The following is a 25,015-nucleotide window of genomic DNA, read 5'->3' on the forward strand; positions in this document are numbered from 1 at the left end:
GGTGTGATTGTTAGCTGTCAACGAATGGGAGGGTTGGCGCAGGTAGGCGACTATAGCTCCCCAGGGCATCAACTCAATGACCCGGTCACTCCCGTACGGGCAGCTGAGCGCCCCAGCCATCCCAGACAGTTTGCTCAGGAAGTTGGCGGTTGCTCCTGGTGTGAAGTTGACGTCTGCACCGCTATCTGCAGCCTGCATTTGCGGTCGGCCCTGATTCTGCGGTAATACACTGCAGGTTCCGTTTCCAGCTATGAGACAACCCATGCCCATGTCCCTACCCATGAAGCGCCGCACCACACTACTGGCCGCTGCAGCTGCAGCTGCTGCGCTTGGCGGCCTAGCCTTCCCTGCCGCCGCGCAGCCCAAGACTGTGCTGCGCATCTCCACTCCCGCCGTGCCTGACGCGTGGCACGCCAAGATGTGGACCGTCTTCAAGGACGCGCTGGAGAAATCGGCACCGGGCGAGTTTGATGTGCAGATCAATTTGAACGCGTCCCTGTTCAAGCAGGGCGCGGAACCGGCCGCGATGGCGCGCGGCAATCTGGAGATGACTTCGATGTCGGCAGCCGACGTGGCCAAGATAGTGCCCGAGTTCTCTGTCTTCACCGCAGGCTATATGCTGCGCGACGCGGCCCACCAGCAGAAGGTTTTCACCGGCCCCATCGGCACCGAACTGTTCAAGCGTGTGTCCGAGAAGATGGACATCACCGTGCTGTCCACCTGCTACCTGGGCACCCGCCAGGTCAATCTGCGCGAGGCCCGCGCGGTCAAGACACCGGGTGATTTGAAAGGCATCAAGCTGCGCATGCCCGGCTCCAAGGACTGGCTGTTTCTGGGCAACGCCCTGGGCGCCACCGCCACGCCGCTGGCCTTTGGCGAGGTCTACCTGGGCCTGAAGACCGGCACCATTGATGGCCAAGACAACCCGCTGCCCAGCGTGCGCGCAGCCAAGTTTTACGAGGTAACCAAGCAAATCGTGCTGACCAGCCATCTGGTGGACAGCCTGTTCATTGCCATCTCCAACAAAAGCTTCAACGCGCTGACTCCCGCGCAAAAGCAGAAGGTCATCGGCGCGGCACAAGCGGCCGCTACGTACAACAACGACAACACCGCGCAGGAAGAATCCCAACTGGTGGAGTATTTCAAGAAGGAAGGCCTGCAAATCGCGACGCCTGATGTAGCAGCCTTCCGCAAGACCGTGCAAGCCGCCTACGATGGTTCTGACTACGCCAAGGTCTGGCCCGCCGGCTTGGTGGATCGCATCAACGCTACACACTGAACATGCGCTGGCTGCAACGCAGTGCCAACGCGGTTGGCGGCATTCTCTTTCTGGCACTGTTCACGGTTTTCATCGTTCAGATCGCGGCTCGTTTTGGCCTGAACCTGCCACTGCCGTGGACCGACGAGCTGGCTGTCATCCTGTACATCTGGGTGATCCTGTGGGCAGCGGCCTTCGTGGTGCCGGAGCGCGAACACGTAGTGTTCGACCTGGTGTGGAACAACGTGGGCCGCCGCGCCCGTCAGGCCATGCGGATCGCAGGCAATCTGTTGATCGGCGGCCTGGCGCTGGCGGGGCTGCCGGCCACCTGGGACTACGTGCACTTCATGGCGCGCGAAGGTACGCCCGTGTTGGATGTGCCGATGATGCGGGTGTACCTTCCCTTTGTGTTGCTGATGGGTGCGCTGGTGGTGCGCAGTGGGTGGGGGATTTGGCGGGCAGCACGTGGCGTCGGCTTGGAAGACTCCCAGTTGCGGACGTGATTGAGGAAGCATTTTCATGAGCTGGGGACTTACTGCGTTGGTGTGTGTGTTGGTGGTCGGCATGCTGCTGCGTATGCCAATCGGTTTTTCTATGCTGGTCTCCGGCTTTGCCTACCTGCTGGTCAAAGGCCAAGACCTGGGCCTAGTGGCCGAACAAGTGGGCAATGGCCTGTACAACAGCTACGTACTGCTGGCCGTGCCGCTGTTTGTGTTTGCGGCCAACATCATGAATGCAGGCACGGTCAGCGAGCGCATTTTTGACTTCTGCCGCATCCTTGTCGGGCGCATGCGTGGCGGTCTGGCGCAGGTGGACATTCTGGTCAGCGTCATCTTCTCGGGCATGAGCGGCAGCGCGATTGCCGATGCGGCTGGCCCTGGCTTGGTCACCATCAAACAGATGCTGAAGAAGCCCGAGTATTCGCGTGGCTTTGCCGGTGCCGTCGTGGTGGCCAGCGCTACGCTGGGGCCCATCATCCCGCCCAGCATTCCGATGGTGATTTATGCACTGGTATCCGGTGCATCGGTGGGGGCACTGTTCCTGGGTGGCGTGGTGCCGGGCTTTCTGATGGCCATACTGATGATGGTGGTGGTGCACTGCATTGCGGTCAAACGCAATATGCCGCGCGAGGCGCCAGTACCGCTGCGCGAATGGCCCGCCATTTTGTTCCGGGGTGCGCTGCCGCTGTCCATGCCGATCGTGCTGCTGGGTGGCATTTACTCCGGTGCCTTCACCCCTACCGAGGCGGCTGCGGTGGCGGCATTGCATGCGTTGATCCTGGCCGGTGTGGTCTACCGCGCACTGACCTGGCGCACGTTTTGGGGCGTGGTCATGGAATCCACACGGGGCAGTGCCGTCATCACGCTGATACTGGCGGGCTCCTTCATGCTGAACTACGCCTTCACCGCCGAAGGTGTGCCCCAGGCCATGGCCCAGTGGGTGGACAGCATGCACCTGAGCCAGATCAAGTTTCTGCTGCTGGTGAACGTGATGTTTTTGGTACTGGGCTGTTTTCTGGATGTATCGGTGCTGCTGCTCGTATTTGTGCCCATGCTGTTGCCCGCGGCCAAGCTGCTGGGCGTGGATCTGGTGCACTTTGGCGTGCTGGTGGTGCTGAACATGATGATCGGGCTGATACACCCGCCGTTTGGCATGCTGCTGTTTGTGACCAAGGCATTGACCGGTATTCCGATTGGCGAGATGATGAAAGAGGGCTGGCCCTTCCTGGTGATGTTGCTGCTGCTGTTGCTGGCCATGACCTTTTTTCCGCAGATCGTGCTGTGGTTGCCGCAGACCATGGGATACAAGACCATCTAGCAACGCTGCCCTGCGCAGCGGGCTGGTGTATAACCAACACCCTGTCAAGATAACCAACGAACTCCAAGGAAGAACGACATGGGCGCGCAGTGGAAAGCAAAAGGTAAGGAACTGGCAGCCAATGCCAAGGGCAAGCTGTTTGGCCGCCTGGCCAAAGACATCATGATTGCCGCGCGCGCGGGTGCTGACCCGGCTGGCAATTCCCGCCTGCGCTTGGTGCTGGAGCAGGCCCGCAAGGTCTCCATGCCCAAGGAAACACTGGAGCGTGCCATCAAGAAAGGCGCTGGCCTGACCGGTGAGGCAGTGCACTTTGACCATGTGATCTACGAAGGCTTCGCACCGCACCGCGTAGCTGTCATGGTCGAATGCCTGACCGACAACGTCAACCGCACCGCACCCGAGATGCGCGTGCTGTTCCGCAAGGGTCAGCTCGGCACGTCCGGCTCCGTGTCGTGGGACTTTGACCACGTCGGTATGGTTGAAGCCGAACCCGCGAACAAGGACGCAGACCCAGAAGTAGCCGCCATCGAGGCCGGTGCGCAAGACTTTGAGGCCGGTGAAGAAGGCACCACCCTTTTCCTGACAGATGCGACCGATCTGGACATCGTCAGCCGCGCCCTGCCCGCCCACGGGTTTACCGTGCTGTCGGCCAAGCTGGGCTACAAGCCCAAGAACCCCATCGACCCTGCGAGCCTGAGCGCCGCAGACCTGGAAGAAGTGGAAGCCTTTCTGGCAGCCATTGACGGCAATGACGACGTGCAAAACGTCTACGTAGGACTGGCCGGCTGAGGACACCCATGCGCCATCTCTTGCGTGGCCTGGCCCTTGTGCTGGGTTGGGCCGCCGGTGTATCGGGCTTTGCCGCAGAAGTCACCGTGGCTGTGGCTGCCAATTTCACAGCCCCCATGCAGAAAATTTCGCAGCGCTTTGAGCAGGACACCGGGCACAAGGCCTTGCTGGCCTTTGGCTCCACCGGCAACTTCTACGCACAGATCAAGAACGGCGCGCCGTTCCAGATCCTGCTGGCTGCCGACGACGAGACACCGGCCCGTATCGAAAAAGAAGGCCTGGGCGTAGCCAACTCCCGCTTCACCTATGCCACCGGCAAGCTGGTGCTGTGGAGCAAGCAGCCCGGCCTGGTCGATGACAAGGGCGATGTACTGCGCAGCAACAAATTCGAACGCATCGCCATCGCCAACCCCAAGCTCGCGCCCTACGGCCTGGCCGCGGTTGAAACCCTGACCAGGCTCGGCCTGTTGCAAAGCTTGCAACCCAAGTTTGTGCAGGGCGAGAACATCACCCAGACCTACCAGTTCATCGCCACAGAAAACGCGCAACTGGGTTTTGTGGCGCTGTCGCAGGTGGTGGCCGATGGCCGCGTCCGCGAAGGCTCGGCCTGGATTGTTCCCGCAGATCTGCACCAGCCCATCCGTCAAGACGCCGTGCTGCTCAACAACGGCAAGGACAATCCGGCTGCGCTGGCGTTGCTCAGCTATCTGCGCAGCGACAAGGCCACAGCCCTGATCCGGGCCTTCGGCTACGGCCTATGAACAGCTTGCTGGACGCTGATGCCCGCAGCGCGATCGTACTGACGCTGCAATTGGCCAGCCTGACCACCGTGCTGCTATTGCTGGTTGCCACGCCGATTGCCTGGTGGATGGCGCGCACCAGTTCCTGGTGGCGCGGGCCGGTGGGAGCTGTCGTTACGCTGCCGCTGGTGTTGCCGCCCACGGTGCTGGGCTTCTATCTGCTGGTAGCACTGGGGCCGCACGGGCCGATGGGCCAGCTGACTCAGGCTATGGGCTGGGGCATCTTGTCGTTCACCTTCTTCGGGCTGTTGATTGGGTCGGTCATTTATTCACTGCCCTTCGCCGTGCAACCCATCCAGCATGCGTTCGAGGCCATGGGCGAGCGCCCCATGGAAGTGGCCGCCACGCTGCGCGCCAAACCGCTCGATGCCTTCTTGACCGTAGCGCTGCCGTTGGCACGGCCTGGTTTCATCACTGCCGCCATTCTCACATTTGCGCACACGGTCGGCGAGTTTGGCGTGGTGCTGATGATCGGCGGCAACATTCCCGGCAAGACGCGCGTGGTCTCCACGCAAATCTATGGCCACGTAGAAGCCTCGGAATACAGCCAGGCCCATTGGCTGGCGGGCGGCATGCTGGTGTTTTCATTCGCCGTGCTGCTGGGCCTGAACCTGCTGAACCGCAAGACGACGCGGGTCATGCCATGAGCACGATGCAAACATCCGCAGGCCGCAGCCATATCCGTCTGAACCTCTCGCGCCCCGCATTCACGCTGGATGTGGACCTGGACCTGCCCGGCCATGGCATCACCGTGCTGTTTGGCGCATCAGGCTCCGGCAAGACCAGCCTGCTGCGCTGCGTGGCCGGCCTGGAGCGCACGCCGGGTGCGCTGATCAACATCGCCGGGGAAACCTGGCAAGACGACGCTGCAGGCATCAACCTGCCCACCTGGCAACGCCCGCTGGGCTATGTGTTCCAGGAAGCCAGCCTGTTCACGCACCTGAACGTGCGCAAGAACTTGCAGTTTGGTTTGAAGCGGTCGCAGTCCTCTTCCCATGTGGCCAACAACGCCGCCGCGCTGGACGCTGCTATTGACCTGCTGGGTATCGCCAGCCTGTTGGACCGCAGCACCGGCCAGCTATCGGGCGGCGAACGCCAGCGCGTCGCCATCGCCCGCGCTCTGGCCACGCAGCCGCGCTTGCTACTGCTGGACGAGCCTTTGGCATCGCTGGACCAGGCCCGTCGCCAGGACATATTGCCGTGGCTGGAGCGCCTGCGCGACGAGCTGAAGATTCCGATGCTGTACGTCACCCATTCCTCTGACGAAGTGGCCCGCCTGGCCGACACGCTGGTGGTGCTGGATGCTGGCAAGGTCAAGGCCTGCGGCCCGGTGGCTGGCGTGCTGGCCGCAACCGACGCCACCGCGGTGCTGGGCGACGATGCTGGCGCGCTATTGGATGCCACCGTAGCCGAGCGCGACACGCGCTGGCACATGGCGCGGCTGGCCTTCAACGGCGGCAGCCTTTGGCTGCGCGACACGGGTCTGGCGCTTGGGCGAAGGGTGCGCGTACGTGTACTGGCGCGCGATGTCAGCGTGGCAACGCGGGAGCCGCAGCAGACCAGTATTCAGAACTTGCTGCCTTGCGTGGTGCAATCCATCGCTGCAGACGCGCATCCGTCTCAAGCCCTGGTCCGCATGGTGTGCGGTGGCAGCGTCCTGCTGGCTCGGGTTACTGCGCGGGCGGTGGACGCGCTGCAACTGGCGCCCGGCATGGCGGTGTGGGCGCAGGTGAAGGCGGCGGCACTGGTCGAGTAACGCTACATTTTCAGTAGCGCCTTACGCACGTCCGACGAGGGCTAGCGGCCGATTCGCCTCTCAATCACCAGACCCTGCACGGCTTCGCTGACGTCATCGCCGCCCCCGGCTTGCACGCAAAAGCCTTCGCAAACTCCGGCAGATTCACCACGACACCGTTCACGCGATACTTGCCTGGCGAATGTGGGTCGGTAGCTGCCTGCACACGCAACGACTCAGGGCGATTGTTTTCGCAAGCCCATTGCGCAAAGCCGATGAAAAAGCGCTGCTCCGGCGTGAAGCCGTCACGGGTTTCGGGTTTGACGACACTGGACTGCACCTTCCAGGCGGTCCACGCCAGCACCATGCCGCCCAGGTCGGCCATGTCTTCACCCAGCGTCAGTTTGCTGTTGATCTTGATGTTGTCGACCACCGTGTACTTGGCGTACTGGTTGACGATGCACTGCGCGCGTTGCTGAAACTTGGTGCTGTCCTGTGTCGTCCACCAGTTCTTCAAATTACCTTGCGCGTCAAACTGGCGACCTTCGTCGTCGAAGCCGTGGATCAGTTCGTGGCCAATGGTGCCGCCCGTGTTGCCATAGCCCGGCGCGTCGTCCATCTTGGGGTCGAACAGCGGGGGCTGCAGCACGCCAGCCGGGAAGTTGATGTCGTTCATCTGCGCGCTGTAGTAGGCGTTGACCGTGGGCGGTGTCATGCCCCACTCGCCGCGATCCAGCGGCTTGCCAATCTTGCCCAGCTGGCGGCGCACCTCGAACTGCATGGCGCGGGTGACGTTGCCGTAGAAATCGTTGCGGTCTATGGCCACGCTGCTGTAGTCGCGCCATTGGTCGGGGTAGCCGATCTTGTTGACGATGGCCTTGAGCTTTTCAGTGGCCTTGACCTTGGTGGCCGGGCTCATCCAGTCCAGGTGCTGCAGCTCGTCGTGCATGGCCTGCTCGATCTGCTCGGTCATGACCAGGGTGCGCTTCTTCAGCTCGGGGCCAAAGGCGCGGTCCACAAACTCCTGGCCCAGCGCCTCGCCCAATTGCGCGTCCACCAGGGCCACGCAGCGCTTCCAGCGCGGCTGCTGCAGCGGTGTGCCGCGCAGCGTCTTGCTGAAGAAGTTGAAGTTCTCGGTGACGAAGGCGCTGGACAGCGCAGCCGCCTGCGCGTGCGCCACATGCCAACGCAAGTAGACCTTGATGTCGTCCAGGCTGCTGGCCTTCCAGTGGCGGGCCAGGGCCTGGTAGAACTTGGGCTCGGTCACATTCAGCGTCTGAATGTCTGCCAGGCCCGCCGCCTGCATATACACGCCCCAATCAAAACCGGGTGTCAAAGCTTGTAGCTGGATCAGGTCCATCTTGTGGAACAGCTTGTAGGGGTCGCGCTTGTCCAGCACCGACAGCGTGGCACGGGCCAATGTGGTCTCGGTCTGCAGCACGGTGATGGAATGCTGGCGGGCCTGCGCCGGCGTGTCGCCCATCAACTCGAACATGCGGGCCACATGGGCCAGGTACTTGGCGCGTAGCTCCCGCGATTTGGCGTCCATCTTGGTGTAGTAGTCGCGCTCGGGCAGGCTCAGGCCGCCCCCGGTGGCGAAGGCGATCACGTTGGATGAATTGGAGTAATCCTGGTCGGAGCCAAAGCCGAAGTACAGGCCGTTGTCGGCAATCGTGTTGTGCAGCTGGGCCAGCACCACGGGCAGGTCGGCCTTGCTGCGCATGGCGGCAATGCTGTTCAACACCGGCTGCATGGGGGTGGCACCGCGCTGCTCTACGGCTTCCTCATTCATGCAGGCGGCGAAGTAGTCGCCAATCTTCTGCTGGTTGGCTGTGTTGCCTTCGGGCTTGCGCGACAGCGCGTCCAGAATGCCCCACAAGAAACGCTGGTTGTCTTGGTACAGCTTGCCGTACACGCTCCAGCGGGACTGGTCGGCCGGTATCGGGTTGTTCTTGACCCAGCCGCCGCAGGTGTATTGGTAGAAATCTTCACACGGGTTGGCCGTGGTGTCCATGGACGACACGTCAAGGCCCGGGGTGTACGGAAAGTCGGTCAACGGCTTGTCATCCTGGGCCATGCTGGGGGTACACACCCACAGGGCTTGAGAGATCAGCAGAGCAATGAGAGAGCAGCGCATGAGACGGTACCGGTAGAGGGTTTGAACTAGCTTGTCAGACGATTATGATGCCGCGCATATTTTCCGCGGTGGGGCGGCACACAGATATGCCGGACATTCACTCGGTCGGGGCGCCGCCCTCGAACCACTGTTTGATGACTGCACGCTCGGCATCGGTGATGTTGGTCGCGTTGTTCAGCGGCATGACTTTGGTGACAACGGCCTGCTGGTAGATGGCCTGTGCGTGCAGCTTCACGCCCTCTTTCGAGTCCAGCCGCACGTTCTTCATCTGGGTCTGTGCACCGTGGCACATATGGCAGCGCTGCTCCAGCACCACTTGTAAGCTCTTGTAGCCAATTTGGCCTGTAGCCCCCGCAGGGCGCGCGTAAGCAGCTCCTGAATTTGTAGCAGACCCCGCCACTGCCGGTGCTGGCTTCAGCCACACGATCACCGACAAGAGGACCACCACACCCGCCAGCGCATAGGGCCAGGGGTGGCCGTTACGGCCCAGCTTGAAGCCATGCCGCAGTACGAAGAATTGGCGGATGGCGGCGCCGGCAAACATCATGGCCACCAACACCAGCCAGTTCTGCGGATGCGAGTAGGTAAAGCTGTAGTGGCCACTCAGCATGGCAAACAGCACCGGCAGCGTGAAGTAGGTGTTGTGCACGCTGCGCTGCTTGCCGCGCTTGCCGTGGATGGGGTCGACGGGCTCGCCAGCCTTGATGCTGGCCACCATCTTGCGCTGACCGGGAATAATCCAGTGCGCCACATTGGCTGTCATGGCCGTGGCCATCATCGCGCCCACCAGCAAAAAGGCAGCGCGCCCGGCAAACCAGTGGCAAGCCAACCACGCGGCCGCCGCCACCAGCACGGCCACCAGCGCGCCGACTATCAAATCGCCGTTCTTGCGCTGGCCAAAGATGCGGCACACGCCGTCATACGCCAGCCAGAAAACGGCCAGAAAGGCCAGGGCCACGCCAATGGCCGCGCCGGGCGACCACTCCATCACCGATTTGTCGATGAGGTAGGTGCCCGCGCTCCACAGGTACGATACAGTGAACAGCGCAAAGCCGCTGAGCCAGGTGCTGTAGCTTTCCCAGTAGAACCAATGCAGGTGCTTGGGCAACTGCGGTGGTGCGCCGGCGAACTTGACCGGGTGGTAGAAGCCACCGCCATGCACGGCCCACAGCTCACCGCTGACGCCCTGGCGTTTCAGGTCTTCGTCCTCCGGCGGCGTGAGGCTGCTGTCCAAAAACACGAAGTAGAACGAGGAACCGATCCAGGCGATGGCGGTGATGACGTGGACCCAGCGCAACAGCAGATTGGCCCAGTCGAGGTAATAGCTTTCCATGCGCATGTTTCCGTTAAGTTTAGGAAAGTGTATACAGTTTTCCGCGGAGTGATGTCCCAATGCAGCGCCTACACACCTGTCTGCAAGATTTGCGCCGCCACCGCCACCGCAATCACCTCAGGCTCTTTACCGGCGATGCCCGGCACACCGATCGGGCAGGTAACGTGGCCCATCTCCGCGGCGGTGAAGCCGCGCGCCTCCAGGCGCTGGCGAAACGACGCCCACTTGGTCTTGCTTCCGATCAAGCCCACATACGGCAGATCCGCCTGCGCGCGTTGACGGGTCAGGCAGGCGGCGACCACATCCAGATCTTCTGCGTGGCTGAAGCTCATGATCAGCACGCGTGAACCCGCACGCAGATCAGCCACCGACGCGTGCACGGGGTCGGAGTGTTCGCACTGCACGTTGGCTGGCAACGCGGTAGGGAATATCTCGTCGCGGCTGTCGACCCAAAAAAGGTCGATCGGCAGATTGGCCAGAACCTGCACCACGGCCCGGCCCACATGGCCGCCACCGAACAGCGCCACCGGTGTCAGCATGGGTGCCAGACGTTGCTGCAGTGGCACCACGTCGTCCACACCAATCTTTTCAAAATGTAAAACCACGTCGCCACCGCAGCACTGACCCAAACTGGGGCCCAGGGCATAGCGCACCAGCGGCTCGCCAAAGCCGTGCAGCAGCAGCGTCCGCGCGTGGGCAATGGCGTCAAACTCCAGGCGCCCGCCACCAATCGTGGCCACGGTGTCCCCGGCAAACACGGCCATCCACGTGCCGGCCTCGCGCGGCGCAGAGCCGCGGGTAGACTGCACGGTGACCAGCACCCCGGCCTCCCGCCGCAACTGGTCAAACAAGCGGAAAAGCAAACTCACATTCAGATACCTTTTCCATCGATTACTTGCTGATGCAAACTACACAATTGGGTACCAGTATGCATCGCCCTCCTCGCACGCCGCACCTAAAAACCGTAACCATGCTATTGCAAAAGTTGTATCGCTCCAGCCTGTGGGCGAGTATCGCCGGCCTCGTGGTGGCCTGTGGAAATCCGTCGCCAGTTGCGCCGTCTGCCTCGGCGCCCGTGCCGGGAGCGAGCAAGGGGCAGCCCCCTGCACCACCTGTGTCACCGCCCGCCGCCATCCCGCCCGATGTGTCCAATGCAGAGACGCCGCGAGAGTACCGCCGTGACGGCGCAACCCACCTGTACGCGAAATATGGCAAGCGCGTCTTCCCCGGGAAGATGCCGCCGCTGCTATACGCCATCGGCGTGTTGCAGGTGGACATCAACGCTAAAGGCGCGGTCACCGGACTGCGCTGGATGCGGGCGCCCAAGCACGCGCCCGAGGTCATAGCGGAAATTGAACGCTCGGTGCGCGCAGCGGCACCCTTCCCGGCACCGGTCAAACTGGGCCGCGTGACTTATACCGATACCTGGCTGTGGGACAAGAGCGGCCGCTTCCAACTAGACACGCTGACCGAAGGGCAGCTCTAGCCCAACACCGCAACAGCACTTGTTGCCCCGCCATAAAGCGCCTAGGATTGCAAACACCACCATCCAGCGCACAGGGAGCAAGGCCATGGGTTTTAGACACCGCATCACACTGTGGACACGCCACAGCTTGGTCGCAGCAGGCCTGGCCTGTTGGGCACTGGGCGCAGGCGCAGCGGCCAGCGACACCATCACTTACCAGGGCAGCTTTCCGGTCAATACGTCCAGCGGGCTAACCAACGGCACTTTGACGGTGGGTGGCACCAGCCGCCAGCTGTTGGTGTACCGGCCTGCCAACGCTGCGGGGCAGCCGGTGCTGATTCTGTTTAGCGGCACTGGTGGCACGCTGGCCTACAACATTGCCAACGATATCGGCCTAGAGACGCTGCGCAACTTTGCCGACCAACAGAACGTTATCGTCGTTGTGCCCATACAGCGGGTGCTCAATGTTGGCGACTGGGACAACCACTCTGCAGGCACCCCCTATTGGGAGACCGCAGTAGGCGCATCCATTACGAGCGCCGCCAGCACCGACCCCAATGCCAATGCAGACCTGATGTTTGTGCGCGCCATCATCCAGGAGGCATCGCGTGCCTATGGCGCAGACCTGGCCCGCGTGTATGCCAACGGCTTTTCCAACGGTGCCTTTTTCTCGTACTTTGTGGCCAGCACCTTGAGCAACCGCATTGCCGCCTTTGCGCAGACCGGCGGCGGCCTGGTGATGAGCAACACCACGTCGGGCGATCCGACACCTTGCAACCTGCGCGGTACACCTGTGGCCAGTGGCAGTGTGCGCAGCTGTGCCGCAGCAGGCTGGACGCCGGGTGTCTGCACCGCAGCGGGCGCCGTTGCTCGCCCGCTGGCGCCTGCGCTGGCAGTGCGCGTGCCGCCCGCCTTTATGGAGGCCAATGACGATGACGACACGGTATCGTTTGCCAATACCTGCAACCTGGCCCAGGCACTGCCCGCATCCCCCTCTTACCAGGTGCGGGTGGTGCATGCAGGCAAAGGCCACGCCATCAACGACGACTTTTTGCTGAATGCGTGGAACTTCATGAAGGCCTTCAGCCTGACGGACTCCGACCGCGTGTTCAACTGGGCAGAGACCTTGTACCCGAGCAGCTTCGCACCGGCCGTTCCAGCCTCGCAGCAGGCGCAGGGCTACTTCTACCGCTACTACAGCGGCACCAATAGTTATATAGGCACCAAGGACGGTCGCGGCTATTACTTGGTACCCGGCGGCGCCATCACCGATGCGGGCGCGCTGTCCACTTACATTGGCACGGCGGGCCAAGCCGGGTTCTAAAGACGTAGCCCCCACGCTCCGCCGCCTTGCGGGTCGCTGCCCCCGAGGGGGCCAATTTCCCTTGGGGCGGCCCGGCGGGAAATTTAGCCCCCGGTGCTCTACCGTAGCGAGGTAGCTGCTGCCTTTCACAATTTCGCGCCGCGCAAAAGCATTTCGCGCCGCGTTGCGCCATTTCGTCTCAAAGCGGCTGCGCCGCCGGCAGTGAATCCAGACACTGCACTCCTCATTCAATTTTCGAGGAGTCAGCTTCATGAACCGCACCGCATTTATCCGCCGCATGGGCCATATCGCCCTGGCCACCAGCCTGCTCAGCCTGGGCGCAGCCGCCCTTGCCGTGCCCGACGCGCAATTCCAGACCGCCTTCAAACAATTCATGCAGGCCAGCGCGGGCGACACGGCCGCCATCGAGCAGGCCGCTGAAGCCTTCTCCGGTCTCCTAAAGGGCGAGCCGGCCAACCCGGTGCTGATGGCCTACACCGGCGCGGCAACGGCGATGAAGGCCTCCACGACGATGCTGCCGTGGAAGAAGATGGGCTATGCCGAAGACGGCCTGTCGCAGTTGGACAAGGCCCTGTCCATGCTCAACGCCAGCCATGACGCGCCCGTGCAAAACGGTACGCCCGGCGTGCTGGAAGTGAAATACGTGGCGGCCAATACCTTTCTGGCAGTGCCCGGCTTCATGAACCGCAACGAACGCGGCGCCAAGCTGCTGGGCGAAGTGGTTGCACACCCACTGTTTGCAACTGCGCCGCTGGGCTTCAAGGGCAGCGTCTGGATGAAGGCCGCCAAAGAAGCCAGCAAGGCCAACAACACCACCGAGGCAAAGCGCTACCTGGATTTGATCGTGGACCAACACGCGCCCCAGGCCCCACAAGCCCAAGCCCTGCTGAAAGGCATGGCATCGTGAACACCACCAGCACCAACCACCCGGTGGTGGCCATGCAGGGCGTGTTCAAGACCTACCGCCTGGGCCAACACGTGATCCCCGCGCTGCAAGGTGTGGACCTGACCGTGCAGCGCGGCGAGTTGCTGGCACTGACCGGACCATCGGGCAGCGGCAAGAGCACCATTCTCAATCTGTGCGGATTGATCGATACGCCGGACTCTGGCGATATCGCGCTGGGGGGCCAAAGTATCGGTGGACTGGACGAGAACCAGCGCACGCTGCTGCGCCGTGACGCACTGGGCTTTGTGTTCCAGAGCTTTAACCTGGTGCCGGTGATGACGGTGGCAGAGAACGTGGACTACCCGCTGTTTTTGGCCGGCGTGCCAGCTGCCGAGCGCCGGGCGCGGGTCGCTGCACAGTTAAAAGCAGTCGGCCTGCAAGACCACGCCCACCACCGCCCTGACGCCTTGTCTGGCGGCCAGCGCCAGCGTGTGGCGATTGCCCGCGCGCTGATCAAGCGCCCACGTCTGGTGATTGCCGACGAGCCCACGGCCAGCCTGGACTCGCACACCGCCGACCAGGTGCTGGACCTGATGCGCGAACGCGGCCACGCCGAAGGCGCGGCCTTTGTCATTGCCACCCACGACAGCCGCCTGACCCGCCGCTGTGACCGCGTGGTGGCTCTTTTGGACGGAAAAATCCAATGAATCTCGCAATGAATATGTGGCTCAAATTCGCCATACAAAACACCTTGCGTAACCGCCGCCGCTCGCTGGTAACCGTATCCATCGCAGCGCTGGGCACGGCCGCGATTCTGCTGGCCGGTGGTTTTGCGCTGTACACCTACCAGGCCCTGGCCCAGGCCGCAGCCCGCAACACCGGCCACCTGATCCTGGGCCGGGCCGACCATTTTTCCAAGGATGAAGACGTGCCGCTGCAACACGGCCTGGAAGACGTGGCCGCGCTGCGCACGCAATTGCTGGCCGACCCCGCCGTGCGGCAGGTGTTGCCCAAAGTGGAGTTCAGCGGCCTGATCAGCAACGGCGACAAATCCACCGTAATGATGGCCACGGGTGTGGACCCTGACAACGAGTTCGCCGTCAAAGGCCCCTTCCTGACCATGACCGAAGGCAAGGTACTGGTGTCTGGCAGCCCGGACGCCGAAGTCATGCTGGGTGCGGGTCTGGCCCGCAGCCTGAAGGCCACGCCCGGCAGCAGCCTGACCCTGCTGGCCAGCACGACCGATGGGGCAATGAACGCCATGGATGTGCGCGTCAAGGGGATTTTCTCCACCGGCGTGCCGGAGGTGGACAAGCGCCTGGTCTACACCGACATCGTCACTGCGCAGAAGTTACTGGTGACCCAACGCGTGTCCAGCCTGGGTATCTTCCTGGACCGCATGGAATCCACCGCGCCCGTGCAACAACGGTTGAGCACGCAGTTCCCGCAGATGACGGTGCAGACCTGGATGGATCAGGCCTTTTTCTACAAGTCGGTGCGTGACCTGTACAACCGCATCTTCGGCGCTCTGGGCATGATCATTGGGGTCATCGTGGTGTTTGTCGTGACCAACGCCATGGCCATGGCCATCATCGAGCGCACCCGCGAGATCGGCACGCTGCGCGCCATGGGCACGCTGCCCGGCCAATTGCTGCGCACGCTGGCGCTCGAAGGCATGGTCCTGGGTGGTGTGGGTGCGTTTGCGGGTGCAGCGCTGTCGCTGGGCATCTCGCTGATGCTTTACGTGGTGCCGGTGAACATGCCGCCGCCACCCGGCCGCTCAGTGGGCTATCCGCTGAACATCTCCATAGACCCAACGATGTACATCGCCACGCTGGCCGCCATGGTGCTGCTGACCATGCTGGCATCGAGCTGGGTGGCGCGCAGGACCGTGCACATGCCGGTGGTGGATGCGCTAGCCCACACCTGAACCCACACCGTTGCCTCAAAAAGTCGCTCTTGATTTGATAGCTGCTTACGCACGTCCCACGGGGGCTACAGGCCAATTCGCCATATAGATTCGAAGGAAAACGATCCATGAAACGCTCACACAAAACCCTGCTGGCTCTAGCCCTTGGCACCGCCGCAATGGCCCCTGCCTGGGCACAGGACATCACCGCGTTGCTGAAGGACACCGACCGCTACCGCATGAGTGCCGAGAACCTGCAGGTCGAGACCCAGGTTACCGTCTTCAACGCCGACGGCAGCCCGGACAAGGAACGCCGCTACACGGTGTTTGCACAGTCCGAGCGCAAGTCTCTGGTGCTGATGCAAAGCCCGGTCGAGAAAGGCCAGAAGGTGCTGATGCTGGCCGACGACTTCTGGCTGCTAATGCCCAACACACAGCGCCCTATGCGCATCACGCCGATGCAAAAGCTGCTGGGTGATGCGTCCACCGGCGACATCGCCACAATGAACTGGGCCGGCGACTACAGCGGCACCGTGGTCGGTGAGGAGCCGTGTGCTGCCGACAGCAAGGCAGAAAGTAAAGCCATGTGCCTGCATCTGAGCCTGCAGGCCAACCGCAAGGGCGTGACCTACCAGCGCATCGAGCTGTGGATGGGCAAGACCCGGCACGAGCCGGTGCGCGCCGACCTGTTTGTGCAGTCTGACAAACTGGCCAAACAAGCCCGCTTCGTGATGGACAAACCCGCCAGCCCCACCACGGTGGCTGAGATGGTGCTGGTGGACCAGCTCAGCAACAAGAAAGAAACCCGCATCAAGTACCTGGGCCGCAAGGAACGCACGGTGCCTGCAGAGTGGCTGAACCCCATGTTCCTCTCGCGCAACCCCACGTTGGAGTAGAGCATGGCCACTTTTCTACTGCGCCGCCCAATTCCGACCATGCTCTGCACACTCATTGGAGCAGGCTCTTTCTCTGCGGTCGCGCTGGCTGCTGAAACTTCTGGTCAAGTCCGCGGTGCATGGATTGACCGCCAGGTGGCAGATGCCGGACCACTGGCCGATGCCAACCGCCTGCAGCCCGGCACGGCCAACGTGGAACCATCGGCTGCCACGGTGCAGGCAGAGTTGCGCGGTGCGGCAACTGTTGAGGCGGTCACATTCAACGCCGTCGCTACGCTGCAACTGCGCAGCGTGCAGGGGGCGGCCCGCACCACCAGCGATGGCTGGTTCAACGAAGCCTATGCCTCGGGCAAGGCAATGGGCTGGCAGTGGAGCGCGGGCAAGAAAGTCGTGTCGTGGGATGTGGGCTATGCCTTCCGGCCCAACGACATCGTGCAGCAGGAGGTGCGGCGCACGCTGGCGTCCGAGGCGCTGACCGGCAAGCCGCTGCTGATGGCCGAACACTTTGACGCCGACACGGCCTGGTCGCTGGTCTGGGTCAACCCACTGGAGGCCCAGCCCGCCACCGGTGCGAAAGAAGCCGCGCTGGCCGCCCGCGTCTACCAGCGCGCTGGCGCCGTGGACTGGCACGGCTTTGCCCGCCAGGGTGAGCACACCGGCACCAGCGTGGGCGCAGCCGCATCGTGGGTAGCCAGTGACGCGGTGGAGTTGCATGCATCGGTGCGCGCCTACCAGCGCGCCGACAGCCTGGCCAGCACGAACACCGGCGCAGGCTTGTCCACCACCAACCCCTGGCAAGCCACGGTGTCCGGTGCCGGCCAGCAGCTGCTGGTGGGCGGCACGTGGACCAGCGAGAGCCAGATCGGCGTCATGGTGGAAGCCTGGCATGACGACACGGCGCTGGGTGATGCGCAGTGGAACGACTGGGCCGCGCGCAACCAGGCCCTGCCACTGTGGTTGAACCGGCGCGTACCGATGTCTGCCGTGGCAGGCAATCTGGCCTGGCAGGGTAATGCGTTTGGTGTGTCCAACAGCCTGCGCCAGGACAATGTGTTGATGCGCCTGAGTTGGCAGCATGAGCGCTGGCAGACAGCACTGGATGCGCTGTACACACCGGCCGATCAGGGATTGATTGCCACTGCGTCGCTGCTATGGTCCGGCGACCACGTCAAACTGGAAGCGGGCCTGCGTGCGAACAGCGGGCCGGACACTGCCATCGTGCGCCAGCTGCCGGTGCAGCGCCAGGGCTATGTCGTGGCAACCTGGGCTTTTTAAGCCTATAGCCCCGGGTTCAACACGCGCCGGCGTGCCTACTTAGAGATACGCCTTGACTTGCGCACAGCCTTGGCCGCGGCGGGGGCTGCTGTGGATTGGGCCAGTCGGCGGTGCATCTCCTGCTCGGATGCCAGCATTTCGTCCAGCATCCATTCCCGTAGCGCCCGTATCGGCGGCCAATCAGTCAACTCCGGTGGATGGATCAGCCAATAGGTGTCGGAACCCGGTTCACTCAGGGCCAAGGGCGACAGTCGCACCAGACGACCGTCGCGCAGCGCATCGGCCGCCACCAACTCACGGCACAGCGCAATTCCCATGCCCTGTTCCGCGGCCTGCACCAGCATGCCCATGTCGCTGAAGACGGCCACTGGATTGGCGCGGCCATGCGCGTGCAACCCTGCCAACGCAAACCAGCGCTCCCATCGGTCGGCTTCGCCCAGCAGCGGCTCCTCTGCCAGCGTGGCGGCATCACTGCCGGCGAGACGCTGCGCCAGCGAGGGGCAAGCCACAACGATGAGCGGCGTGTCGATCATGCAGGTGCCTTCCAGCCCCCGCCAAGGGCCGCTGCCCTGACGCAGAGCGGCATGGAAGCCGTCACGCTTGAGGTCCATGACCTGGTGCGAGGTGTGTATTTCCAGCGCAATGGACGGGTGGCGCGCACGCCAGCGCGGCATGCGGGGCAGCAGCCAATGTTGTGCAAAGGACGACAGCATCGTGATGCGCAAGCGCTGCTCAGTTTGCGGCGCGGCGGCCACACGCACCGCCTCATCCAGTTGCGCCAGCGCTGATTCCACGGCTGCCAGCATCACAGCGCCGGCCGCATTCAGCACTACGCGCCGCCCGCGCCGCTCGAACAACTCGAACCCCAGTTGCTGCTCCAGCAGGCGTATCTGCTGGCTGATGGCGCTGTGGGTCAGGTGCAGTTGTTCGGCCGCCGCGCGCAGGCTGGACAGCTGCGCAACCGCTCGAAAGGTGGGCAGGGTTTGCAGGGGTATGCGGCTCATGACTGGTAAGTATATCTAACCAATCTGCACGGAAAACATTGATATACGCGCCGCCTCTGGATAGTTAATCTACCCAGACCGTTAAGGAGTTCACCATGGCCACCACCTGCACCCACCCGCACCCCGCCATCAACACTGCCCTCCCCGCTGCTGTGCGTTGGCCAGCTTTCAACGTCTGGCAGGCGCTGGCCCGGCTAGGTGTCTGGGCTTCCCACAGCATTCGGGACCGCTACGCCCAACGGGGGCAGCTTGACGCTCTTCGCAACATGAACGCACACCAGTTGCAGGACATAGGCGCGCCCGATTGGCTGCAGCGGGAGGCCGCGGTACGCCGGGCGCAGGAGTCCTACGAATTCATCAAGGCCATGTCACGCATTCGGTATTGAACTTGTGGCCTACCCGGCCCGTGGGTCACGACCCCCGGTACGTGGAATAGCTCCACGGGCTGACCAGCAGCGGCACGTGGTAGTGCTGGTCGGCATGTGCCACGCCAAAATCCAGGCTGACGCGGTTCAGAAAATTGGGCTCCGGCAAGGCCACACCGCGCGCTTTGAAGTACGCCGCCACATCAAACACCAGCCGGTAGGTGCCGGCACGCAGGCTGGCGTGGTCGTACAGCATGCCGTCGGGGTTGCGGCCATCGGCATTCAAGACAAAGGATTTGACCAGCGTGGCCTGCTCGCCTTGGGTGGTGTACAGCGCCACTTGCATGCCCGCGGCGGGCGTGCCGTGCATGGTGTCCAGTACGTGTGTGCTCAGGCCCATATCGGCATCCTTGGTTGGTCATCTGCTCGGTAATTTTCAAAGTGTATACACTTTTGGGCTTTATGGCTATCATGGCCGCATGGACTCCACCACCACTGGCTTCATCGTCGAAGCGCTGACCCGCTCCATCATCGAGCACCGCTTGCAGCCGGGCGCAAAACTGGTAGAGCAGACGCTGGCCGACCAGTTCGGCGTGTCGCGCACGCTGATACGCCAGGCGCTGTTCAAGCTGTCGCAAAACCGCTTGATCCGCATGGAGCCGGCGCGCGGTGCCTTTGTGGCCGCGCCGTCGATTGCCGAAGCGCAACAGGTGTTTGCCGTGCGCCGCATGCTGGAGGCCGGCATGACGCAGGCCTTTATCCGCAGCGCCACGCAGGAACATCTTGACGCGCTGAAAAAGCATATTGCCGAAGAAGAGGCCGCCGTCATGCGCGGTGACGTGCCAGGCCGTACCTCATTGCTGGGCGACTTCCATGTGCGCATGGCGCAGCTGATGGGCAACGAGGTACTGGCGCATTTGCTGATGGACCTGTTGTCGCGCTGCGCGCTGATCACGCTGATGTACCAGAGCGCCGGCGCCGCCGAGCATTCGCACGAAGAGCACCGCGCCATCGTGGACGCGCTGGAGGCACGCGATGAGGCACGGGCCTTGCGTCTGATGGACGAACACCTGCAGCACGTGGAAGCCTCGCTGATGCTGGCCCCCACTGCCAACGCCACACCACTATGAAAAACTACGACTCCACTGCAAGCTATCCGCGCGACCTGGTCGGTTACGGCAAAGATGTGCCCCACGCGCAATGGCCCAACGGTGCCCGCATCGCCGTGCAGTTCGTGCTGAACTACGAAGAAGGTGGTGAGAACAGCGTGCTGCATGGCGACGCGGGTTCGGAACAATTTTTATCCGAAATGTTCAACCCGGCCAGCTACCCGGATCGCCACATCAGCATGGAGGGAATCTACGAATACGGCTCACGCGCAGGCGTATGGCGCATCCTGCGCGAATTCGAAAAACGTGGACTGCCGCTGACCGTGTTTGGCGTGGGCATGGCGCTGGAACGCCACCCGGAGCTGACCACGGCTTTTGTCGAGCTGGGCCACGAGATTGCCTGCCATGGCTGGCGCTGGATCCACTACCAAAATATCGACGAGGCCACCGAGCGCGAACACATGCAATTGGGCATGGCCGCCATCGAACAACTCACTGGCACCAGAGCCCTGGGCTGGTACACCGGCCGCGACAGCCCCCGCACGCGCCGCTTGGTTGCCGACTACGGCGGCTTTGAATACGACAGCGACTACTACGGCGACGATTTACCGTTCTGGATGCAGGTGCAAAAGAGTGATGGCACGGTGGTGCCGCAACTCATCGTGCCCTATACGCTGGACTGCAACGACATGCGCTTTGCGTTGCCACAGGGTTATTCACACGCCGACCCGTTCTTCCAGTACCTGAAGGACACGTTCGATGTGCTGTATGCCGAGGGCGATCCGGCCGGTCATAACCGCCCTGCGATGATGAGCATTGGCATGCACTGCCGCCTGCTGGGAAGACCAGGGCGCATCACCGCGCTGCAGCGTTTTCTGGACCATATTGGCCAGCACTCCCATGTGTGGGTCGCGCGCCGGGTGGACATTGCCCGGCACTGGAAAGCCACCCATCCTTTCAAAGCCTAAAACGCCATGGCACTGACCCTATCCCAACTGAACCAGGCCAGCCTGGAAGAAGCCACGCAATGGCTGGCCGGCCTGTACGAACACTCGCCGTGGATTCCCCAGGCGGCCCTGGCCCAGCGTCCGTTCACCAGCCTGGCCCAACTCAAATACGCGATGGTCGGCGTGCTGAACGCGGCCGGCATCGAGCTACAGTTGGCCTTGATACGCGCCCACCCCGAGTTGGCCGGCAAAGCCATGGTGGACAAAAGCCTGACGGCCGAATCGACCAACGAGCAGAGCAGAGCGGGCCTGACGCATTGCACGCCGCAAGAGTTCGAGAAAATCCAGCAGCTCAACCGCGACTACAACGCGCGCTTTGGTTTCCCCTTCATCCTGGCCGTGCGTGGACCGCGCGGCAAGGGCTTGAGCAAGGCCGAGATCATCGCCACGTTCGAGCGCCGCCTGCAAGGCCACCCCGACTTTGAGCGCCAGGAGTGCCTGCGCAACATCCACCGCATTGCCGAGATCCGGCTCAACGACCTGTTTGGCTACACGCCCGAGTTGGGCAACACGGTATGGGATTGGCAAGAGACCCTGGCCCAGCACACTGACCCGGGCTATGCCGAGCTGGGCCAGCTGACAGTCACCTACCTGAGCGACGCCCACCGCGCCTGCGCGCAGCGTATCAGCATGGACATGCGCAACGCAGGCTGTGACACCGTGCATATCGACGCCGTCGGCAACGTCATAGGGCGCTACAACAAAGATAGCGGCTTACGCACATCCGGCGAGGGCTACAGCCCGATTTTGCATAAGACATTGCTGACAGGCAGCCATTACGACACGGTACGCAACGGCGGCAAGTACGACGGACGTCTGGGCATCTACGTGCCACTGGCGTGTGTGCAAATGCTATCTCAGGCCGGTAAACGCTTGCCGTTTGACGTGGAGATCGTCGCCTTTGCCGAAGAAGAAGGCCAGCGCTACAAGGCCACCTTCCTCGGCTCAGGTGCGTTGACGGGGCACTTCAACCCGGCGTGGCTGGACCAGGTGGACGCTGACGGCATCAGCATGCGCAGCGCCATGCAACACGCCGGCCTGTGTGTGGACGACATCCCCAGTTTGAAACGCAATGCCGACGACTACCAAGGGTTCGTCGAGGTGCATATCGAGCAAGGTCCGGTGCTGAATGAACTGGACATCCCGCTGGGTATCGTCACCTCCATCAACGCCGGTGTGCGCTACCAGTGCGAGGTAACCGGCATGGCCAGCCACGCGGGCACCACGCCCATGAACCGCCGGCGCGATGCCGCCGCGGCCGTGGCCGAGCTGATCTTGTTTGTCGAACGCCGCGCGGCCGCCGACGGAGATTCGGTCGGCACCGTTGGCATGCTGCAGGTGCCCCATGGCTCCATCAACGTCGTGGCGGGGCGTTGCCTGTTTTCGCTGGACCTGCGTGCGCCCAACAACGCGCAGCGCGACAAGCTGGCGGACAATGTGCTTACCGAACTGGCCGCCATCTGCACGCGCCGCGGCGTGCACCACAGCGTGACGGAGACCATGCGCGCCAGCGCCGCACCGAGTGCGCCCGAGTGGCAGGCACGATGGGAACGCGCCGTGGCCGCCCTGGGCGTGCCGCTGCACCGCATGCCCAGCGGGGCAGGACACGACGCGATGAAGCTGCACGAAATCATGCCGCAGGCCATGCTATTTGTGCGCGGCCTGAACTCCGGCATCAGCCACAACCCGCTGGAATCAACAACCAACGACGACATGCAACTGGCCATCGACGCCTTTGCGCATCTGCTGGCAGACCTTGCTCAGTCGCCCGCCGACTGAACTGCGCAACACCCATTCCCATCCGACAATCCATGAATACAACCTACGAACAACTCGACGCCTGGATAGACGCGCACTTTGACGAACAAGTGCGCTTCTTGCAGGAGCTGATACGCGTGCCCACCGACACGCCACCCGGCAACAACGCGCCACACGCCGAACGCGCCGCCGAGCTGCTGCACGGCTTTGGCTTTGACGTGGAAAAGCACGCCGTGCCCGAAGCCGAAGTACGCGCTGCCGGATTGGAAACCATCACCAACCTGGTTATGCGGCGCAAATACGGCGCAGGCAAAACCGTGCTGCTGAATGCCCACGGCGACGTGGTGCCGCCCGGTGAAGGCTGGACCAAAAATCCCTATGGCGGCGAGATTGAAGACGGCAAGATTTATGGTCGCGCGGCAGCCGTCAGCAAGTGCGACTTCTCGACCTACACCTTTGCCGTGCGCGCGCTGGAAGCCGTGGCCAAGCCGAGCAAGGGCAGTGTGGAACTGCTGTTTACCTACGACGAAGAGTTTGGTGGCGAGGTCGGCCCGGCCTGGTTGCTCAAGCACAAGATCATCAAACCAGACCTGATGGTGGCGGCAGGCTTCAGCTACCAGGTCATCACCGCGCACAATGGCTGCCTGCAGATGGAAGTGACCGTGCACGGCAAGATGGCGCACGCGGCGATTCCCGCATCGGGTGTGGACGCATTGCAAGCCGCCAACCGCATCCTGACCAAGCTCTACGAACAGAACACGCTGTACCAGGCCATCACGTCCAAGGTCGAAGGCATCACCCACCCTTACCTCAACATAGGCACGATAGAAGGCGGCACCAACACCAATGTCGTGCCCGGCCGCGTCAGCTTCAAGCTGGACCGCCGCATGATCCCCGAAGAAAACCCCACCGAAGTTGAAGCCACACTGCGCCTGCTGATTCAGGACACCGCCGCCGCGCTGCCCGGCATCACGGTGGACATCAAACGCATCCTGTTGGCACGCGCCTTGCAACCATTGGCGGGGAACCGTCCGCTGGTGGACGCGATCCAGAAACATGGAGAGCAAGTGTTTGGAGAACCCATTCCCGCTTTAGGCACGCCGCTGTACACCGATGTGCGCCTGTTCTGCGAGGCCGGCATTCCCGGCGTGATCTACGGTGCAGGCCCACGCACCGTGCTGGAGTCGCACGCCAAACGCGCCGACGAGCGCCTGGACCTGCAAGACCTGCGCCGCGCCACCAAGGTCATGGCGCGCACGCTCAGCGACCTCCTCGCGTAGACCTACATGCCATGGCACGCCCAGCTTAAGCTGGACTACACCTTTGAAGCCGGCCGCACGGTCGCCCGCCACAGCCACAGCGGCCCGCTGCGCATCCTGCAAAGCCTGTACCCCGAGGGGGACGACATCTGCCACAACGTGCTGGTGCACCCACCCGGTGGCCTGGTGGGTGGCGACACGCTGGAGATCCGCGTGCATGCCCAGGCCGGCAGCCATGCGCTGATCACAACACCGGGCGCGAGCCGCTTCTACCGATCCGACGGACAGAAGGCCTTGCAACAAACCCATCTCCGCGTGGAGGATGGCGCCCGCCTGGAGTGGCTGCCACTGGAAGCCATCTGCTACAGCGCCTGCCTGGCCGAAAACCGCATCACGATGGAGCTGGCGCCCTGCGCTGAGCTAATGGGCTGGGATGTCACCGCGCTGGGCCTGCCGCTGGCAAAGCAAGCCTTTGACAAAGGCCAGTTGCTGCAGCACATCGAGGTGCCCGGCATCTGGCTGGAACGGGGGACCATTGCCGCCAGCGACCGGCGGCTGCTGGACAGCCCCGCAGGCCTGGCCGGGCATAAGTGCATGGCATCGTTCTTCTTCATCGCCGGCCAGCCGCTGACGCGCGAGCGGCGTGAACGCGCTCTGGACAGCGCCCGCGCCGTCATCGCGCAGCATGCACTGGCCAGCACGGCGGGTGCCACCAGCCCCCATCCGCAGGTGCTGGTCGTACGCGTGCTGGCGCCGGTGGTGGAGCCTGCCATGGCGCTGCTGCGCACGTTGCGCAACACCTGGCGCCAAGAGCTTTGGGCCAAATCGGCCTCCAGCCCTCGTATTTGGTCCATGTAGTGCTATCCTTTTGATAACAACGGCGGGGCA

The 25,015-nt window shown here is 62.9% G+C and carries 25 protein-coding genes; 20 read left to right on the top strand and 5 right to left on the bottom strand.

The features are described from left to right. The first annotated feature begins 262 nt into the window (after nt 1-262). The 7 genes from AC097P_RS12470 (at nt 263) to modC (ending at nt 6,421) form a co-directional block, all read left to right on the top strand. Nucleotides 263-1,279 (top strand): sialic acid TRAP transporter substrate-binding protein SiaP, encoded by a 1,017-nt coding sequence (locus tag AC097P_RS12470; RefSeq protein WP_479610736.1) that lies wholly within the window; start codon nt 263-265, stop codon nt 1,277-1,279. A 2-nt stretch (nt 1,280-1,281) separates the two neighbouring features. Then, nucleotides 1,282-1,761 (top strand): TRAP transporter small permease, encoded by a 480-nt coding sequence (locus AC097P_RS12475; protein WP_479610737.1) that lies wholly within the window; start codon nt 1,282-1,284, stop codon nt 1,759-1,761. Nucleotides 1,762-1,777: 16 nt separating this feature from the next. After that, complete coding sequence (locus AC097P_RS12480; protein ID WP_479610738.1) at nt 1,778-3,076, top strand: TRAP transporter large permease; 1,299 nt, start codon at nt 1,778-1,780, stop codon at nt 3,074-3,076. Between the two features lie 78 nt (nt 3,077-3,154). Continuing rightward, on the top strand, nt 3,155-3,865 hold the full coding sequence (locus AC097P_RS12485) for a YebC/PmpR family DNA-binding transcriptional regulator (RefSeq protein ID WP_479610739.1): 711 nt from the start codon (nt 3,155-3,157) through the stop codon (nt 3,863-3,865). A gap of 8 nt (nt 3,866-3,873) precedes the next feature. After that, on the top strand, nt 3,874-4,626 hold the full coding sequence (gene modA, locus AC097P_RS12490) for a molybdate ABC transporter substrate-binding protein (RefSeq protein ID WP_479610740.1): 753 nt from the start codon (nt 3,874-3,876) through the stop codon (nt 4,624-4,626). Beyond that, nucleotides 4,623-5,312, top strand: coding sequence for a molybdate ABC transporter permease subunit (gene modB, locus AC097P_RS12495; protein ID WP_479610741.1), 690 nt, complete (start codon nt 4,623-4,625; stop codon nt 5,310-5,312). The genes modA and modB overlap by 4 nt, the downstream gene beginning before the upstream one ends. A gap of 5 nt (nt 5,313-5,317) precedes the next feature. After that, nucleotides 5,318-6,421, top strand: coding sequence for a molybdenum ABC transporter ATP-binding protein (gene modC / locus AC097P_RS12500; RefSeq protein ID WP_479611070.1), 1,104 nt, complete (start codon nt 5,318-5,320; stop codon nt 6,419-6,421). A 64-nt stretch (nt 6,422-6,485) separates the two neighbouring features. On the opposite strand, the gene AC097P_RS12505 is transcribed toward modC, so the two are convergent. The 3 genes from AC097P_RS12505 to xdhC all read right to left on the bottom strand — a co-directional run bounded on the left by AC097P_RS12505 (nt 6,486) and on the right by xdhC (nt 10,739). Continuing rightward, nucleotides 6,486-8,537 (bottom strand): M13 family metallopeptidase, encoded by a 2,052-nt coding sequence (locus AC097P_RS12505; RefSeq protein ID WP_479610742.1) that lies wholly within the window; start codon nt 8,535-8,537, stop codon nt 6,486-6,488. Between the two features lie 97 nt (nt 8,538-8,634). After that, nucleotides 8,635-9,870: a urate hydroxylase PuuD gene (locus tag AC097P_RS12510; RefSeq protein WP_479610743.1), complete on the bottom strand. Its 1,236-nt coding sequence runs from the start codon at nt 9,868-9,870 to the stop codon at nt 8,635-8,637. A 68-nt stretch (nt 9,871-9,938) separates the two neighbouring features. After that, nucleotides 9,939-10,739, bottom strand: a complete 801-nt coding sequence (gene xdhC, locus AC097P_RS12515) for a xanthine dehydrogenase accessory protein XdhC (protein ID WP_479610744.1) — start codon at nt 10,737-10,739, stop codon at nt 9,939-9,941. 101 nt (nt 10,740-10,840) lie between these two features. Between xdhC and AC097P_RS12520 the strand changes: the two genes are divergently transcribed. The 7 genes from AC097P_RS12520 (at nt 10,841) to AC097P_RS12550 (ending at nt 17,625) form a co-directional block, all read left to right on the top strand. Then, complete coding sequence (locus tag AC097P_RS12520) at nt 10,841-11,356, top strand: hypothetical protein (protein WP_479610745.1); 516 nt, start codon at nt 10,841-10,843, stop codon at nt 11,354-11,356. Between the two features lie 85 nt (nt 11,357-11,441). Beyond that, the gene (locus AC097P_RS12525; protein WP_479610746.1) at nt 11,442-12,659 is read left to right on the top strand and encodes an alpha/beta hydrolase family protein; all 1,218 of its coding nucleotides are present in this window, start codon (nt 11,442-11,444) and stop codon (nt 12,657-12,659) included. Nucleotides 12,660-12,909: 250 nt separating this feature from the next. Further along, nucleotides 12,910-13,566 carry a hypothetical protein gene (locus AC097P_RS12530; RefSeq protein WP_479610747.1) on the top strand — a complete coding sequence of 219 codons (657 nt, stop codon included), beginning with the start codon at nt 12,910-12,912 and terminating at the stop codon, nt 13,564-13,566. Further along, nucleotides 13,563-14,252 carry an ABC transporter ATP-binding protein gene (locus tag AC097P_RS12535; RefSeq protein WP_479610748.1) on the top strand — a complete coding sequence of 230 codons (690 nt, stop codon included), beginning with the start codon at nt 13,563-13,565 and terminating at the stop codon, nt 14,250-14,252. Before AC097P_RS12530 ends, AC097P_RS12535 begins: the two co-directional genes overlap by 4 nt. Further along, nucleotides 14,249-15,475: an ABC transporter permease gene (locus AC097P_RS12540; protein WP_479610749.1), complete on the top strand. Its 1,227-nt coding sequence runs from the start codon at nt 14,249-14,251 to the stop codon at nt 15,473-15,475. Before AC097P_RS12535 ends, AC097P_RS12540 begins: the two co-directional genes overlap by 4 nt. A gap of 107 nt (nt 15,476-15,582) precedes the next feature. Beyond that, nucleotides 15,583-16,350: an outer membrane lipoprotein-sorting protein gene (locus AC097P_RS12545; RefSeq protein ID WP_479610750.1), complete on the top strand. Its 768-nt coding sequence runs from the start codon at nt 15,583-15,585 to the stop codon at nt 16,348-16,350. Nucleotides 16,351-16,353: 3 nt separating this feature from the next. Next, on the top strand, nt 16,354-17,625 hold the full coding sequence (locus AC097P_RS12550; protein ID WP_479610751.1) for a hypothetical protein: 1,272 nt from the start codon (nt 16,354-16,356) through the stop codon (nt 17,623-17,625). 35 nt (nt 17,626-17,660) lie between these two features. On the opposite strand, the gene AC097P_RS12555 is transcribed toward AC097P_RS12550, so the two are convergent. Beyond that, on the bottom strand, nt 17,661-18,629 hold the full coding sequence (locus AC097P_RS12555) for a LysR substrate-binding domain-containing protein (RefSeq protein ID WP_479610752.1): 969 nt from the start codon (nt 18,627-18,629) through the stop codon (nt 17,661-17,663). Between the two features lie 95 nt (nt 18,630-18,724). Between AC097P_RS12555 and AC097P_RS12560 the strand changes: the two genes are divergently transcribed. After that, the gene (locus AC097P_RS12560) at nt 18,725-19,015 is read left to right on the top strand and encodes a hypothetical protein (RefSeq protein WP_479610753.1); all 291 of its coding nucleotides are present in this window, start codon (nt 18,725-18,727) and stop codon (nt 19,013-19,015) included. Between the two features lie 25 nt (nt 19,016-19,040). Here AC097P_RS12560 and uraH read toward each other — a convergent pair whose 3' ends face one another. Beyond that, complete coding sequence (gene uraH / locus AC097P_RS12565) at nt 19,041-19,394, bottom strand: hydroxyisourate hydrolase (protein ID WP_479610754.1); 354 nt, start codon at nt 19,392-19,394, stop codon at nt 19,041-19,043. A gap of 79 nt (nt 19,395-19,473) precedes the next feature. On the opposite strand from uraH, the gene AC097P_RS12570 reads away from it, so the two are divergent. The 5 genes from AC097P_RS12570 to AC097P_RS12590 are packed head-to-tail and all read left to right on the top strand — an operon-like array spanning nt 19,474 to nt 24,985. After that, complete coding sequence (locus tag AC097P_RS12570; RefSeq protein WP_479610755.1) at nt 19,474-20,124, top strand: GntR family transcriptional regulator; 651 nt, start codon at nt 19,474-19,476, stop codon at nt 20,122-20,124. After that, nucleotides 20,121-21,071: an allantoinase PuuE gene (puuE, locus tag AC097P_RS12575; RefSeq protein ID WP_479610756.1), complete on the top strand. Its 951-nt coding sequence runs from the start codon at nt 20,121-20,123 to the stop codon at nt 21,069-21,071. The genes AC097P_RS12570 and puuE overlap by 4 nt, the downstream gene beginning before the upstream one ends. Nucleotides 21,072-21,077: 6 nt before the next feature. Continuing rightward, entirely contained in the window at nt 21,078-22,889 is a 1,812-nt protein-coding gene (uraD, locus tag AC097P_RS12580) for a 2-oxo-4-hydroxy-4-carboxy-5-ureidoimidazoline decarboxylase (protein WP_479610757.1), read from the top strand. Between the two features lie 32 nt (nt 22,890-22,921). After that, nucleotides 22,922-24,148 (top strand): M20 family metallopeptidase, encoded by a 1,227-nt coding sequence (locus tag AC097P_RS12585; protein ID WP_479610758.1) that lies wholly within the window; start codon nt 22,922-22,924, stop codon nt 24,146-24,148. 6 nt (nt 24,149-24,154) lie between these two features. Further along, entirely contained in the window at nt 24,155-24,985 is an 831-nt protein-coding gene (locus AC097P_RS12590) for an urease accessory protein UreD (RefSeq protein ID WP_479610759.1), read from the top strand. Nucleotides 24,986-25,015: the final 30 nt, after the last annotated feature.

It is taken from the genome of Rhodoferax sp. ZS1R8 (assembly GCF_056521325.1).